This window comes from Janthinobacterium sp. NKUCC08_JDC, from assembly GCF_019345575.1.
GTDB classification, from domain to species: domain Bacteria; phylum Pseudomonadota; class Gammaproteobacteria; order Burkholderiales; family Burkholderiaceae_D; genus Janthinobacterium; species Janthinobacterium aestuarii.
Map to the genome: position 1 here is coordinate 848,743 of NZ_JAHKQW010000001.1, position 15,582 is coordinate 864,324.

Genomic DNA, 15,582 nt, shown 5'->3' on the forward strand with positions numbered 1-15,582 from the left:
CTGCTTATGCGTCCAGTGCGCTGCTGAAATCTTCCAATAAGTCTGCTTCATCCTCGATACCGACGGACACGCGGATCAGCGATTCGGCGATGCCCATGCTGGCGCGGCGCTCGGCACCCATCTCGTAGAAAATCGTGTGGGCGACGGGAATGACCAAGGTGCGCGTGTCGCCGAGGTTGCTGGCGGGAATCGCAAGATTGAGACGATTGAGGAAATCGAAGCAGTCGATGCCATCTTTCAGCTCAAAGCTGAACAGCGAACCATAGCTGCGGAACATGTCCGTCGCCAGTGCGTGCTGCGGGTGCGACACCAGGCCAGGATAATGCACGGCCGCCACTCTTGGATCCGCCTGCAACATGGTGGCCAGCGCCAAAGCGTTCGAGCAGGTGCGATCCATGCGCAAGGCCATGGTTTCCGCGCCAACAGCGATATGATGCGCCGCTTCCGGCCCCAAGGATGCGCCGAAGTCGCGCAAGGCCTTGGCACGGATTTGCGCGATGCCCCACTGCGCGGGCGCCGCCTTCTTGTAGTTCTCGAAAATGTTCGGATACTGCGTCCAGTCGAACACGCCCGTGTCCGTCAAGCTGCCGCCCAGCGCATTGCCGTGGCCGCCGATGGATTTCGTCAAGGCATTGACCACCAGACCCGCGCCCACAGCTTTCGGGCGGAACAGGTATGGCGTCGTCATCGTGTTGTCGACGATGTACAAGATGCCCTTCTCGCGGCACAGGTCGCCGATTTTCTTCAGGTCGGCGATTTGCGTGCGCGGATTGGCGATGGTTTCCACAAACACGATGCGCGTGGCCGGCGTAATGGCCGCGGCCACATTGGCCACCTCGGTGGCGTCGACGAACGACACGCCGATGCCCTGCCCCGTCACCGTTTGCCACAAGCTGTTGGTGTTGCCAAACAAAAAGGCCGACGACACGACATGGTCACCCGCGCGCAGCAACGATTGCACCACGGCGCCGATGGCGCCCATGCCGGTGGCGAAGCACAGGGTCGCCACGCCGTCTTCCATCTTGTTGACCTTGTCTTCCAGTGAGGAGACGGTCGGATTGCCCTGGCGGCCATAACGGAAGCCCGGCTCCTTGCCCTGGAACACGGACGCGAGCTGGCGCGCATCGGCGTAACCGAAGGCAACGGAAGTATGCACGGGCTTGTGCAGCGAGCCGTGCTCGATGCCCTTGCGGCGGTCGTTGTGCAGGATGGTGGTGGTGAAGCCGTAGGTTTTTTTGTTGGTCATGGTGGAAGTTCCAAATACTCGTCTTGCCGCTTAACCCAAGGCAAGTGCCGGGGTCCGACCTGAGGGTCCGACCCCAAAAAAAGCCCGGCATCGGCCGGGCAGGTACTTATGCTTCCGTTGTCGCCAGGTTCAGGTTCAGCTGGGAACGCGGCGTATCTTCGGGCGCTGCCGCCTTCGGATGGTGGCGTGCATATTCCAGGCGGTCCAGGTACTCCTGCGACACGTCGCCCGTCACGTACACGCCATCGAAGCACGATGCCTCGAAGTTCGTCAGGGCCGGGTTGACGTCGGCGATCGCCTGCTTCAGCGCGCCGATATCCTGGTACACGAGGTAGTCGGCCGTGATTTCGCGGCACACTTCTTCCGTCGTGCGGCCGTAGGCGATCAGCTCGTCGCGCGTCGGCATGTCGATGCCGTACACGTTCGGGTAGATCACCGGTGGCGCGGCCGAGGCGAAGATGACCTTCGTCGCGCCCGCTTCACGCGCCATCTGCACGATTTCACGGCTGGTGGTGCCGCGCACGATGGAATCGTCGACCAGCAGCACCACTTTATCCTTGAATTCGGACGGGATCGCGTTGAGCTTCTGGCGCACGGATTTCTTGCGTGCCGCCTGGCCCGGCATGATGAAGGTACGGCCGATGTAGCGGTTCTTGATGAAGCCTTCGCGGTACTCGATGTTCAACGCCATGGCCAGCTGGATGGCGGCCGGACGCGAGGAATCGGGAATCGGCATGACCACGTCGATATGCACGCCTGGCAATTCGGCGCGGATCTTCTCGGCCAGGTATTCGCCCATTTTCAGGCGCGTGGCGTACACGGAAGCGCCGTCGATGACGGAGTCGGGACGGGCCAGATAGACGAATTCGAACACGCACGGGTTCAGGCTGGCATTATCGGCGCACTGGGCGCTGTGCAATTTCTTGTCGGCATCGATGAAGACGGCTTCGCCGGGACCGATGTCACGCACGAAGCGGAAGCCCATGCCTTCCAGGGCTACGGATTCGGAAGCGATCAGGTATTCGGGACCCTGCTCCGTTTCATTGATGCCCAGGCACAGCGGACGGATGCCGTGCGGGTCGCGGAAGGCCAGCAAGCCCACGCCGGCGATTTGCGCAACGGCGGCGTAACCGCCCTTGACGCGGCGGTTCAGCACGGTAACGGCCTTGAAGATGGCTTCCGGGTCCAGGTTCAGGCCCGTCGTCGCTTCCTGGATTTCATGCGCCAGCACGTTGAGCAGCACTTCCGAATCGGAATCGGTATTGATGTGGCGGCGGTCGTTCTTGAACATTTCCAGCTTCAACTGTTCCCAGTTGGTCAGGTTGCCATTGTGCGCCAGGGTGATGCCGAACGGCGCATTCACATAGAACGGTTGTGCTTCCTCTTCGCTCGACGAACCGGCCGTCGGGTAGCGGCAATGGCCGATGCCCGTCGTACCTTGCAGCGAACGCATGTTGCGCGTACGGAAGACGTCTCGCACGAGGCCGTTGGCTTTGTGCATGGAAAACATACTGCTGTGATTGGTCGCAATCCCTGCCGCGTCCTGACCGCGATGTTGCAAGAGCAACAATGCATCATAGAGCAATTGATTGACAGGTTGATGGGAAACGACGCCGACGATGCCACACATGGTGTGCTCCTAAACTGTGCTACTGATTTTAAAAAAATTCAAAATTTCACATGCTGCGCGTAAGCGGCAGGCAGATAAGGCTTGATGGCGCGCGCGCCCTGCTCCGCGAGCGGGCTGAGCTGCGCATTTTTCCAGAATGGCTGCTGCGGTATGGAAGTCATGCCACACAAGATGACGGCGGTCAGCACGATCACAAGGCCCCGCGCCACACCGAACAGGGTGCCCAGGGTGCGGTCGGCCAGGCTCAGGCCCGTCACCTTGACGAGCGCGTCGACCGTCATGGACAGCAATCCCATCAAAATGCGCACGCCGATGAACAGCACGACGAAAGCCAGCAACAAACGGATGGCTTCGCCGGGCACGGCTTCCGGCAGAAATTTCGCCAGGGTAGCGCCATACGCATTGGCAATGACGAACGCCACGATCCAGCTGACCAATGACAGTATTTCCTTGACCAGGCCACGCATCATGCTGATCAGCACGGACGTCACCAGCACGAACAGCACCAGGTAATCGAAGATCGTCACGCGCGCTCAGCCTTGCAACATCACGCCGGTACCAGGCTGCCGCCCAGGCCCAGCTTTTGCAGCTTGGCACGGGTCTTTTCAGCGTCTTCGCGGCTGCCGAACGGCCCCACGCGCACGCGGATGCGCTCGCCCGCCGGGCTCGAGACTTTCTGCGTGTACGACTTGATGCCCGCATCGCGCAGCTTGTCCTGCAATTCGTCGACCTTGTCCTGCGTCGCCAGGGCCGCCACCTGCACCACGAACTTGCCGCTGCCGGCATCGTGCGCCTTGTCCTGTGCTTTCTCTTGCGGCTTGCCTTCCAGAATCGCCAGCGCGCGCGCGGCATCGTCAGCCGATTGCGCCGGCTTGGCAGGCTTCGGCTCGGGCTTGGCTTCCGGCTTTACTTCATGCTTGGGCTCAGGCTTGGATTCGGGCTTGGACTCATGTTTCGGCTCGGGCTTGGTTTCGTGTTTCGGTTCCGGTTTCGGCTCCACCTTGACCGGCTTGGGTTCAGGCTTGGGTTCCGGTTTCGGTTCCACATAGGTCGGCTTGACCGGTGCAGGCTGGGCGGCCGCCAGCACGGGTGCCGGTGTCGGTGCAGGGGTCGGCTTGGCCGCAGGCGGCAACGGCGCGTCGACGATTTCCTCGGACTGGTCCAGGCCATTCGATGCGGCCTGGGCCGGGACGGCCGGCACGGGCGCAGGCGCAGGCGCGACGGCCTTTTCCTTCGACGGAATGTCGATGGCAATATCGTTGAACGGCGCCTTCGGCTCGGAGTCGAGCAGCATCGGCAAGCCGACAGCCACGCCCAGGGCCAGGGCAATGGCCCCGACCAGGCGGCGGCGTGCGCGCTTTTTTTCAGGCAAGACCGGGTCCGGCGCTTCCTTGCCGCCACGGCGCGATCCGCCGCCACCGGCGGTGTTGGCTGCGCGCTTGCGGGTCGGCGACTGTGCTTCGCCAGGGACATAAAAGCCGCTGTCTTCGCCAGAGGATTCTTGCTTGTTTTTAAACAGTTTCGAGAACAAGCCCATGCGTGATTTTCAGTCGAGTGCGTTTCAGTGAAGTGAGGATTTTCGGGCCTTCATCACGCCGGCAACGGTGAGGAAAGAACCAAAGACCACAATTCTATCATTCTCACCGGCCCGGCTCATTGCATTTGCAAAAGCTTGTGCCGGATCATCGAAAATAGACACAGTATGTTCGCTGCTGTCGGGCTTATCTTCGAGCATGATCTGCACCTTGGCGGCCAGCTCCGAAGCCGTGGCCGCGCGCGGCGACGGCAGGCCCGTCAGACACCAATGGTCGACGTGTTCGCTCATCGCGGCCAGTACGCCATCGATATCCTTGTCCTGCATGGAACCGAACACGGCATAGGTGTACGGGTGGAAACCCATGTTGCCGAGGTTCTGGTTCAGTGCCGACGCGGCATGGGGATTGTGCGCCACATCGAGGATCACGCTGGGGCGGCCAGGCAAGACCTGGAAGCGGCCCGGCAGCTCCACCGTCACGAGGCCCGTGCGCACTTCCTGCGCGCCCACGGGCAGCTTCAGCTTCAGCACTTCCAGCGCGGCCAGCACGGCCGTCGCATTGAGGATCTGGTTGGCGCCACGCAAGCTTGGATACGCGAGCGAATTGCGGCGCTGCTCGCGTCCGCCGTAGTTCCACTGCTGCTTGTCGCCCGAATAATTGAAATCGCGGCCCATCAGCCACAGGTCGGCGCCGATGGCTTCGGCATGGTCGATCAACGATTGCGGCGGCACGGGGTCGCTGCAGATGGCCGCCTTGCCCGGACGGAAGATGCCGGCCTTTTCAAAGCCGATCGCTTCGCGCGTGTCACCCAGGTAATCCGTGTGATCGATATCGACGCTGGTGACGATGGCGACATCCGCGTCGATCACGTTGACGGCGTCGAGGCGCCCGCCCAGGCCCACTTCCAAGATGGCCACGTCCAGCTTCGCTTGCGACAGCAAATGCAGAATCGCCAGGGTGGTGAATTCGAAATACGTGAGCGGCGTATCGCCGCGCACGGCTTCAACGGCATTGAAGCTGGCGACGATCTGCTCATCGCTGGCCATCTCGCCCAGCACGCGGGCGCGCTCGTTAAAATCGAGAAAATGCGGCTTGATGTACAACCCCACTTTGTAGCCGGCACGCAACAGTACCGATTCCAGCATGGCACAGGTGGAACCCTTGCCATTCGTGCCCGCCACCATGATCACGGGGCAAGTAAACGCCAGCTGCATGCGCGCCTTGACGGCTTGCACGCGGTCCAGGCCCATGTTGATCTGGGTTTCCGAATGGCGGGTTTCCAGCATGGCGAGCCAGTCCGGCAAGGTGGTGGGGAGGTTTTGCATGGGAGACTTCTTGATGAGGAGACAGTGCGCGAGGCGCGGAGACGGTGTTGCGTGGCAACCGGGCGGGTCCGCAGGACACCGCCCGGCCTGATACTTTGGCGTTACGCCAGGACTTCCACAGCCTGGTTTTGCAACAAGGCCAGCAGACGGGCGATTTCTTCGCGCATCTTGCGGCGGTCGACGATCATGTCGACGGCGCCCTTGGTGACGAGGAACTCGGCGCGCTGGAAGCCTTCCGGCAGTTTTTCGCGCACGGTGTTTTCAATCACGCGCGGACCGGCAAAGCCGATCAGCGCTTTCGGTTCAGCGATGACGACGTCGCCCATGAAGGCGAACGAGGCGGACACGCCGCCCATGGTCGGGTCGGTCAGCACGCTGATGAATGGCAATTTCTTTTCGGACAGCTTGGTCAGCATGGCCGTGGTTTTCGCCATCTGCATCAGGGACAACAAGCCTTCCTGCATGCGCGCGCCACCGGTGGCGGTGATGCAAATGAACGGCACTTTCTGTTCCAGCGCGATTTGCGCGCCGCGCACGAAGCGCTCGCCCACGACGGAGCCCATGGAGCCGCCCATGAATTCGAATTCGAAGCACGCCACGACCACCGGCAGGCTCATGATGGCGCCGCCCATGACGACCATCGCATCCGTCTCGCCCGTCGCTTCCATGGCGGACTTCAGGCGGTCAGGGTATTTCTTGCTGTCCTTGAATTTCAAGGTATCGACGGGCAGGATTTCCTGGCCGATTTCATAGCGGCCGCCCGCGTCGAGCAGGCTGTCGAGGCGTTCACGCGCGCGGATGCGCATGTGGTGGTCGCATTTCGGGCATACGTGCAAATTCGATTCCAGGTCCGTACGATACAGCACGGCTTCGCACGACGGGCACTTGACCCACAGGCCTTCCGGCATGGTCTTGCGCGCGGCAGCATCAGAACGCTGGATGCGCGGTGGCAGCAGTTTTTCCAACCAACTCATATTTTCTCCTTGGGCCCTTGTAGGGGTAGCGTCGGTGGACGCCCCCGGCAGACGGTAAACGGCGACGCCCCCATAGGGCGCCACCAGAAATTTTATCTATTGCACAATTACAGGCAAATCAGTGGCCGAAGTGTAGCCGTTTATCGCCGGGCTGTCGAACTTTGCCGTCAACGCATCTTGCGTAAACAGCAAGCTTGCTCAGGCGTCCAGTGCGGCGCGGATGCCTGCCGTGAAGTTGCGCACGGCGTCGACGGCGCCGCCCTCCGGGGCATTTTCAATTTCCTGGATGATGCGGCTGCCGATGACGACGGCATCGGCCACCTTAGCAACGGCCTTGGCCGTGGCACCATCGCGGATGCCGAAGCCCACGCCGATAGGTAATTTTACATGCTGGCGGATGGCCGCGAGGCGCTCGGCCACCTGTTCCGTATCAATGTTGCCGGCGCCCGTGACGCCCTTGAGCGACACATAATAGCTGAAGCCGCCGCCGACCTTGGCCACTTGCGCGATGCGCTCTTCGGTCGAAGTGGGCGCCAGCAGGAAAATCAGGTCGAGGCCAGCTTCGCGCATGGCGCCGGCAAATTCCTCGCACTCTTCCGGCGGATAATCGACGACGATGGCGCCGTCGGCGCCGGCCGCTTGCGCCGCTGCAATGAACGCTGCGCTACCGATACGCTCGATGGGATTCGCGTAGCCCATCAGCACCACGGGCGTCGTCTGGTTCGTCTCGCGGAACTGGCGCACATAGCCGAACACGTCGTGGATGCCGACGTTGAATTTCAAGGCGCGTTCGCAGGCGCGCTGGATGACGGGGCCTTCGGCCATGGGGTCGGAAAACGGCACGCCCAGTTCCAGCACATCGGCGCCGCCCTCGACGAGCGCGTGCATCAGCGGCACGGTGGCGTCGGGGCCGGGGTCGCCGGCGGTGATGAAGGTGACCAGGCCGGTCTTGTTGTTCGATTTTAAAGTGGCGAAGGTGGTGGCGATACGGGACATGGATATCTCTTTTCTGAGGGAAATTGAAGGCTGGGGTCAGACCCGGCGGGTCTGACCCCGGTAGTCAACAGCTAACGATCAGCTAAAGTTGAGTCCCATGCGTTCCGCCACGGTATGCATGTCCTTGTCGCCACGGCCCGACAGGTTGGCCAGCACAATCTGGTCTTTCGGCAAGGTGGCCGCCAGCTTGGCCGCGTAGGCCAGTGCGTGCGACGATTCCAGGGCCGGGATGATGCCTTCGATATGACAGCAGTCGTGGAAAGCCTGCAGCGCTTCGTCATCGGTGATCGACACGTATTGCGCGCGGCCCGAGTCTTTCAGCCACGCATGTTCCGGTCCCACGCCCGGGTAGTCGAGGCCGGCCGAGACGGAGTGCGTCTCGATGATCTGGCCGTTTTCATCCTGCAGCAGATAGGTGCGGTTGCCGTGCAGCACGCCCGGGAAACCTGCCGTCAGCGAAGCCGAATGCTTGCCCGTATCGAGGCCTTCGCCGGCCGCTTCCACGCCGATCAGTTTTACGTCTTTCTGGTCGATATACGGGTAAAAGATGCCCATGGCGTTCGAGCCGCCGCCGATGCAGGCCAGCACGTAGTCAGGCTGGCGGCCCGTCATTTCCGGCATCTGCACCAGGCATTCCTCGCCGATCACGGACTGGAAGTCGCGCACCATCATCGGATACGGGTGCGGGCCAGCCACGGTGCCGATGATATAAAAGGTGTTTTCAATGTTGGTGACCCAGTCGCGCATGGCTTCGTTCAGCGCATCCTTGAGGGTCTTGGAGCCCGATTCGACGGGCACGACGGTCGCGCCCAGCAATTTCATGCGGTACACGTTCTGCGCCTGGCGCTTGACGTCTTCGCTGCCCATGTAGACCACGCATTCAAGGCCGAAGCGGGCGCAGATGGTGGCCGTGGCCACGCCGTGCTGTCCCGCGCCCGTCTCGGCGATGATGCGCGGCTTGCCCATGCGCTTGGCCAGCAAGGCCTGGCCGATCACGTTATTGATCTTGTGCGCACCCGTGTGGTTCAAGTCTTCGCGCTTGAAATAGATTTGCGCGCCGCCGGCCAGCTCGGACCAGCGCTTGGCGTGGTAGATCGGCGACGGACGGCCGACGAAGTGCTTGAGCTCGTAGCGGAATTCTTCGAGGAATTCCGGGTCGGCGCTGTAGCGCGCGTAGGCGTCTTTCAGTTCGGCCAGCGCATGCGTGAGCGTTTCGGCAACAAAGGAGCCGCCGTAGGGGCCGAAGTGGCCGCGCAGGTCGGGGAACGGGTAATCGGTGGCGTGGAACAATGCGGCGGCTGCGCCGGGCGCAATGGTGTGATCATTCATGGTTGTTTCCTCTGGCAATGATGGCATCGGCATCCTGCACCGCGGCGATAAACGCGCGGACTCGGGACGCGTCCTTGATGCCCTTGGACGCTTCGACACCACTGCTGATGTCGACGGCGTAAGGGCGCACGCGCACCACTGCGTCAGTCGCGTTTTGTACGCTCAAGCCACCACTTAAAACGACCCGAGGCGCGAGTTCTTTTGGAATGAGGGACCAATCAAATACCTTTCCTGCACCGCCATAGGCATCCACATAGGTGTCCAGCAAGAGGCTGGCAAACAAGGGACTGGCGGCGCGATAGCGCTGTTCGTATTCTAGCAAATCTTCAAAGCTGGTGTCGGGTTTGACGCGGAACACTTGCGTAAACGGCGTATTCACGGCCGCGGCCAGCGCGGCGCTGTGTTCGGGCGTCTCGTCGCCATGAAATTGCAGCATCGATAAGGGCGCAACGGCCCTGGTCGCCCGCACCTCGTCCACGCTGGCATTGACGAACAGGCCCACCGCCGTCACGTAGGGCGGCATGGTCGCGATCAGAGCAGCTGCCTGTTCGGGCGTCACATAGCGGGGGCTCTGCGGATAAAACACGAAGCCGATGGCGTCGGCGCCCGCCGCCACGACAGCGTGGATGTCTTCGACTCTGGTCAGGCCGCAGATCTTGATGCGTGTGCGTGGCATGGCTTTTCCTTGAAGTTATTGCTTGAAGTAAAACGTCAGAACCAGGGCAAGGCGCTGCTGCTGTCTTGCGGCAATGCCCATTTCGGATCGTAATCGATCTGCGCCAGGTACAGGCCGTCCGGCATGAAGGTGGGCGCGGCCGCGTGGCGATCCTTGCTTTCCAGCAAATGCCCGAGCCATTCCGGCTTTTCGCGCCCCGTGCCGATGTAGACGAGCGAACCGACGAGGTTGCGCACCATGTGGTGCAGGAAGGCATTGGCCGTAATCGTGAAAATGACGCAATCGCCGCGCCGCTCGATGCGGATGTCATGCATGAGCTTGACGGGCGACTTGGCCTGGCATTGCGCGGCGCGGAAGGCCGTGAAGTCATGCCAGCCCAGCAGCGGCTGCACGGCCTGGCGCATCAGTTCCACGTCGAGCGGACGGAAAAAGAAACCGGCACGCCCTTCCACCAGCGGCGACCGGGTGGCGTTGTTGTACAACACATAATGATAGGTGCGCGCGCGGGCGCTGAAGCGGGCGTGGAAGAAATCATTGACCGTCGGGTCGCCTTCGAGTTCCCTGGCCCAGCGTACGGCGATGGATTTCGGCAGGAAGGCGTTGACGCCGCGCACCCACGAGTGCACGTCGCGGTTCAGTTCCGTATCGAAATGCACGACTTGCTCGAGCGCATGCACGCCCGTATCCGTGCGGCCGGCGCACGTGGTGGCCAGGCGCACACGGGCAAACTGCTCCAGCGCGTTTTCCAGCTGGTCCTGCACCGTTTGCCCGTCTTCCTGTTTCTGGTATCCGTGCCAGGCCGTGCCGTCATACTGCAGGCCGAGGACGATACGCTTCAATGGCGTTGCTGTCGTAATATTTTGCATCGAAGCATTATACCGGCGCGGCAGCCTGCCGCACCGGCGGGTATTGCTAGCTAAGGAGTGCCTTCATTGTGTTAGCCTTGGCAACCTGCTCTTCGCTGCCGCCCTTGATGACCTCATCGATCAGCTCGCGTGCGCCTTCCTTGTCGCCGATTTCCTGATAGGCGATCGCCAGGTCCAGCTTGGTATCCATTTCCATGTGGATGGCCGACAGCGGGTCGTCCACCCCCACGCTGGCCGTCTTGCCATCGTTGAGGTCCAGGTCGATGCCGGACAGGTCGAACTCCTGTGCCGGCGGTATGGCTTCCGGCAAGGTCTCAGGCGTTTGCGCGTCGTCGAACAGGCTGTCGAGGGAAGGCTCGGCCGCCGCGACCGGCGCGGCAGCCGGCGCCACGGGCTCGTCGAGGTCGAAATGGGCCAGATCGATATCCTTCAGCGGATCAGGCAACGGCGTCAGGCCGGCGCCCACGCCATTGACGGGGCCGGCAGGCGGCTCCAGGTCCAGGCCGAAATCCATGCTGGCGTCATACTGCGCATCCTGCGCGGCGGAGACCGGCTTGCTGTCCGGTCCCGGCATGACGATCGGGTCGGTGGTAGAAACAGGCTCGAAATCGAGGCTGTCGAGGTCGAAATCGAGGGGATCGCGCGCATCGCGGGCCGTCACGGAAGACACCGGTTCGGCCGGCGCCAGATCGGCCAGCGGCGCGGGCGGCTCATCTGGCAAGTCCATGCTCTGTCCATGCACGTCGTCGCCGGCAGCCTTGCTCAGGCTGACGACGGCGTCGTCTTCCGTATCGCCATACAGGGGATTGGTGGGGTCGAGCGCCAGGCCCAGCGCGGCCGCCTGCGGCCACTCTTCGCCTTGACCCCGGGTCAGGCTGTACAGCTCGCTGGCCTGGTCTTCAAACGCGCGCACGTCGTTGCGGGCCGAATAGATTTCCAGCAGCTTCAGGCGGGCCGTATGGCGTTCCGGATGGATGCGCAAGGCTTCCTTGAGGATATCTTCCGCCTGGCCATCGCGGCCGTAAGCGATATACACGTCCGCTTCGGCGACGGGGTCCGTTTCATTCGCATCGAGCATGCTGGCGCCCGCTGCGGCGGCCACGCTGGCAGCGGCGGCGCCCGTACCGAACAGGTGGTTGCTCGCTTCGGACTGCTGGTCTTCCGGCGCCAAGCCGGACGGCGGCGTCACGGGCGCTTCCGGTTCGAACACGGGCGCGATATCTTCCTGGGCGGGCGGCGGCGTCTCCTTGCGGCGGCGCGCGATCACCAGCGCGGCCACGGCGGCCAGCAGCGCGGCGATGCCGATGCCGATGGCGCCCAGGTGGTCATTGATCTTGTCGGTGATGGTCGGTTCCAGCGGCGAAGGTTTTTTCACCAACGGCACCGGCTTTGCTTTGGGCACGGGAGGCTGGGCTTCGGCTGGCACGCTGGCAACAACCGGTGCGCTGGCGGCGACCTCGGCCGGTTTGGCGGGCGCCGGGGCGCTCTTGTCGGCCATGGCCTTGCTCTTGACCGCCATCAACTTTTCCAGGTCGCTGACGTTCTTTTCCAGCTCTTTGACGCGGGCAGCCGCTTCATCGACCTGCTTGGCCTTGGCGATCTTGTCTTCCTCACTGGCCACCGCGCTCTTGCCGGCCGACTTGGCCGCCGGCTCCGCCTTCGACAGTTTCAGCTTGTCTTGCGACTCGCTCACGGCCGTCGGCTTTTCCTGTACCTTGGTCGCGCCGATCTTGCCGGCCGTGCTTTGCGTCGCTTCCGCCGCCTTGGCCGGCTTGCTTTGCGACACCTGGCCTGCCAGCTTGTTGCGGTAGGCTTCGAAATCGATGGCGTGCGCCGTCACGATGCCCTTCGCTTCCGCCGCACCGGTGGCGCGCACGGTGTCCGCGCCTGGCACTGCCAGGATGCGCCCGGCCTGCATGCGGTTCATGTTCTCGCCCTTGAAGGCGTCGGGATTGGCGCGGTACAGAGCGACGAGCATCATGTCGAGCGACACGCCCGATGGCTTCAGTTCACTGGCGATGCGGCTCAGGGTGTCGCCCGTCCTGACCTTGTATTCGCCGGCCGGTTTTTTCGCCGCCGCTGGGGCAGCTTCAGCGGCCGCCTTGCCTTTGCCCGGCTCGGCCGGTGCCGTCACTTGCGCGCCGCGCGTCTGGCGCGCTTCCGGCGTGTCGAGCACGAACGCATATTCGCGCACCTGGCGTCCGCTCTTGCTGCTCAGTTCCAGCAGCAAATCGACCATGGGTTCGGCTACCGGTTGCGCCGAGCTGATGCGGATGAAGGGCTTGCCGTTGCGGTTTTCCACGGCAAACGTCAGCGCGTTCAACGCGGGATTGAATTCCACGTTGGCCTGGCGGTAGGCGTCCGGCGGCGCCAGCTTGGCCAGCAAGCTCGACGCCTCACCTGGCTTGATGGCCGATAATTCGACCTCGGCGCGCAGCGGCTGGCCGGCGGCGGACAGCACCGTGATCTTGCCCAGCTCGGCTGCGGATGCCGCCGGTGACAATAACACCGCACAGGCGACAGCGCTGCTGAGTGTTTTAATGGCAAGGGAGGCGACCCGGGGACGAGTGTGTACAGGCATAGTTGGCGGCATCTTAGTTGACATGGGAAAACTGTTACTTTTCCAGAGGTATCAACATATCATCATGCCCAGAGCTATGCAAGCTCCGCATGGTTGAGCCTTGACGGGCTCAGGACGAAAAAAAAGCCGGGAAAACAGCCCCGGCTTGATCTGGATCAGCAATTTATGGTCGTTATGCGTCCAAGAGGATGCGCAGCATGCGGCGCAGCGGCTCGGCCGCGCCCCACAGCAACTGGTCGCCCACGGTGAACGCGGACAGGTATTCGCCGCCCATGCTCATCTTGCGCACGCGGCCGACGGGTATCGTCAGGCTGCCCGTGACGGCGGCCGGCGACAGGTCGCGCACGGACGCTTCGCGCGTGTTCGGCACGAATTTCACCCATTCATTGTTGCTGGCGATGATGTCGTTGATTTCATCGAGCGGCACGTCTTTTTTCAGCTTGATGGTCAGCGCTTGCGAATGGCAGCGCATGGCGCCGATGCGCACGCACAGGCCGTCGACTGGAATTTCCTTGGTGCCGAAATCGAGGCCGCGGCCGAGGATCTTGTTCGTTTCCGCGCCCGCCTTCCACTCTTCCTTCGACTGGCCGTTGCCCAGGTCCTTGTCGATCCATGGGATCAGGTTGCCGGCCAGCGGCGCGCCGAATTGCTTGATTTCATCCGGGGAATAGCCGTGCTGGGTGGCCAGCACCTGACGGTCGATTTCCAGGATGGCGGAAGCGGGGTTGTCCAGCAGCGCCTTGACGGAACCGTTGATGGTGCCGAACTGCGTCAGCAGTTCGCGCATGTGCTGCGCGCCGCCGCCCGATGCCGCCTGGTAGGTCATCGACGTCATCCAGTCGATCAAATCGTGCTGGAACAGGCCGCCCAGGCCCATCATCATGCACGACACGGTGCAATTGCCGCCGATGTAGTTCTTGACACCCTTGCCCAGTGCATCCTTGATGACGTGCAGGTTGACGGGGTCGAGCACGATGACGGCGTCTTTTTCCATGCGCAAGGTCGAGGCCGCATCGATCCAGTAACCATTCCAGCCGCTGGCGCGCAGCTGCGGGAAGACAGCGCTCGTGTAGTCGCCGCCCTGGCAGGAAATAATGATGTCGCACTTGGACAGTTCGGCGATGTTGTTGGCATCCTTGAGGATGGTTTCATTCTTCGCCATGGCCGGCGCCGAGCCGCCCGTGTTCGAAGTGGTGAAAAACACCGGTTCGATATGGGCGAAATCACCCTCTTCCTGCATGCGTTGCATCAGGACCGAACCGACCATACCGCGCCAACCTACCAAGCCAACTAATTTCATTACCATTCCTCAAGATGAGACGGCGACTGCCGTCATTAGACTATTTTATCCCAGTGCTTTTACAACTGCATCACCCATGGCCTCGGTACCGACCAAAGTCGTGCCCGCTTCATGGATGTCGGCCGTGCGCAAGCCTTGCGCCAGCACTTGCTTGACGGCACCCTCGATACGGTTCGCCTGCTCTTCGCGGTTCAGCGAATAGCGCAGCATCATGGCGGCCGACAAGATCGTCGCCAGCGGATTGGCAATGCCCTTGCCCGCGATATCGGGCGCCGAACCGTGCGATGGCTCGTACAAGCCCTTGTTGTTGGCATCCAGCGAGGCGGACGGCAGCATGCCGATCGAACCCGTCAGCATGGCGGCCGCATCCGACAGAATGTCGCCGAACATGTTGCCGGTCACCATGACGTCGAATTTCTTCGGCGCCCGCACCAGCTGCATGGCCGCGTTATCGACATACATATGGTCGAGCGCCACGTCCGGGTATTCCTTGTGCACGTCGGTGACGATGTCTTTCCAGAACTGGAAGGTTTCCAGCACGTTCGCCTTGTCCACGCTGGTCAGGCGCTTGTCGCGTTTTTGCGCAGCCTGGAAAGCCACGTGGGCGATGCGGCGGATTTCGCCTTCCGCATAGCGCATGGTGTCGAAGCCTTCGCGCTGGCCCTTGAACGGACCGTCCGGGCACTCGCGCACGCCGCGGGGCTGGCCGAAATAGATGTCGCCCGTCAATTCGCGGATGATCAAAATGTCCAGGCCGGACACCACTTCCGGCTTCAGGGTCGAGGCGCCCGCCAGTTCCGGATACAGAATGGCCGGGCGCAGGTTGGCGAACAGGCCCAGGTTCTTGCGCAAGCCCAGAATCGCCTGCTCGGGGCGGAACTGGCGCTCCAGATTGTCATATTTGTAGTCGCCCACGGCGCCGAACAGCACGGCATCGGCCGCTTTTGCCAGCGCCAGGGTGGCTTCCGGCAAAGGATGGCCATGGGCCGCATAGCCGGCGCCGCCCACGGGCGCCGTTTCCAGTTCGAACGATTCGCCCAGCACATGCAAGACCTTGACGGCTTGCGCGACGATTTCAGGACCGATACCGTCGCCGGGTAAGATTGCAATTTTCATATTTTTAT

Annotated in this window: 13 protein-coding genes; all 13 read right to left on the reverse strand. The window is 62.3% G+C overall.

The window, feature by feature from the left end:
- Nucleotides 1-4: 4 nt before the first annotated feature.
- The 13 genes from KO538_RS03910 to leuB all read right to left on the reverse strand — a co-directional run bounded on the left by KO538_RS03910 (nucleotide 5) and on the right by leuB (nucleotide 15,574).
- On the reverse strand, nucleotides 5-1,246 hold the full coding sequence (locus tag KO538_RS03910) for a cystathionine gamma-synthase family protein (RefSeq protein WP_219327505.1): 1,242 nt from the start codon (nucleotides 1,244-1,246) through the stop codon (nucleotides 5-7).
- A gap of 106 nt (nucleotides 1,247-1,352) precedes the next feature.
- Complete coding sequence (gene purF / locus KO538_RS03915) at nucleotides 1,353-2,876, reverse strand: amidophosphoribosyltransferase (RefSeq protein WP_034750508.1); 1,524 nt, start codon at nucleotides 2,874-2,876, stop codon at nucleotides 1,353-1,355.
- Between the two features lie 38 nt (nucleotides 2,877-2,914).
- Complete coding sequence (locus KO538_RS03920) at nucleotides 2,915-3,403, reverse strand: CvpA family protein (RefSeq protein ID WP_046685790.1); 489 nt, start codon at nucleotides 3,401-3,403, stop codon at nucleotides 2,915-2,917.
- Nucleotides 3,404-3,423: 20 nt separating this feature from the next.
- Complete coding sequence (locus KO538_RS03925) at nucleotides 3,424-4,413, reverse strand: SPOR domain-containing protein (RefSeq protein WP_072452464.1); 990 nt, start codon at nucleotides 4,411-4,413, stop codon at nucleotides 3,424-3,426.
- Between the two features lie 24 nt (nucleotides 4,414-4,437).
- Nucleotides 4,438-5,736, reverse strand: a complete 1,299-nt coding sequence (folC, locus tag KO538_RS03930; protein ID WP_034750518.1) for a bifunctional tetrahydrofolate synthase/dihydrofolate synthase — start codon at nucleotides 5,734-5,736, stop codon at nucleotides 4,438-4,440.
- A gap of 101 nt (nucleotides 5,737-5,837) precedes the next feature.
- On the reverse strand, nucleotides 5,838-6,710 hold the full coding sequence (accD, locus tag KO538_RS03935; protein WP_010400390.1) for an acetyl-CoA carboxylase, carboxyltransferase subunit beta: 873 nt from the start codon (nucleotides 6,708-6,710) through the stop codon (nucleotides 5,838-5,840).
- 198 nt (nucleotides 6,711-6,908) lie between these two features.
- Nucleotides 6,909-7,706, reverse strand: a complete 798-nt coding sequence (trpA, locus tag KO538_RS03940) for a tryptophan synthase subunit alpha (protein WP_219327506.1) — start codon at nucleotides 7,704-7,706, stop codon at nucleotides 6,909-6,911.
- A 78-nt stretch (nucleotides 7,707-7,784) separates the two neighbouring features.
- The gene (gene trpB, locus KO538_RS03945) at nucleotides 7,785-9,035 is read right to left on the reverse strand and encodes a tryptophan synthase subunit beta (RefSeq protein ID WP_219327507.1); all 1,251 of its coding nucleotides are present in this window, start codon (nucleotides 9,033-9,035) and stop codon (nucleotides 7,785-7,787) included.
- Entirely contained in the window at nucleotides 9,028-9,711 is a 684-nt protein-coding gene (locus tag KO538_RS03950; protein ID WP_070303556.1) for a phosphoribosylanthranilate isomerase, read from the reverse strand. Before KO538_RS03950 ends, trpB begins: the two co-directional genes overlap by 8 nt.
- A 35-nt stretch (nucleotides 9,712-9,746) precedes the next feature.
- Nucleotides 9,747-10,550, reverse strand: coding sequence for a tRNA pseudouridine(38-40) synthase TruA (truA, locus tag KO538_RS03955; RefSeq protein ID WP_034750899.1), 804 nt, complete (start codon nucleotides 10,548-10,550; stop codon nucleotides 9,747-9,749).
- 73 nt (nucleotides 10,551-10,623) lie between these two features.
- The gene (locus tag KO538_RS03960; RefSeq protein WP_374106825.1) at nucleotides 10,624-13,086 is read right to left on the reverse strand and encodes a FimV/HubP family polar landmark protein; all 2,463 of its coding nucleotides are present in this window, start codon (nucleotides 13,084-13,086) and stop codon (nucleotides 10,624-10,626) included.
- Between the two features lie 244 nt (nucleotides 13,087-13,330).
- A complete protein-coding gene (gene asd / locus KO538_RS03965) occupies nucleotides 13,331-14,458 on the reverse strand; it encodes an aspartate-semialdehyde dehydrogenase (RefSeq protein ID WP_072452459.1) in 1,128 nt (375 codons plus the stop codon).
- 45 nt (nucleotides 14,459-14,503) lie between these two features.
- Nucleotides 14,504-15,574, reverse strand: a complete 1,071-nt coding sequence (leuB, locus tag KO538_RS03970; protein ID WP_034750539.1) for a 3-isopropylmalate dehydrogenase — start codon at nucleotides 15,572-15,574, stop codon at nucleotides 14,504-14,506.
- Between the last annotated feature and the right edge of the window lie 8 nt (nucleotides 15,575-15,582).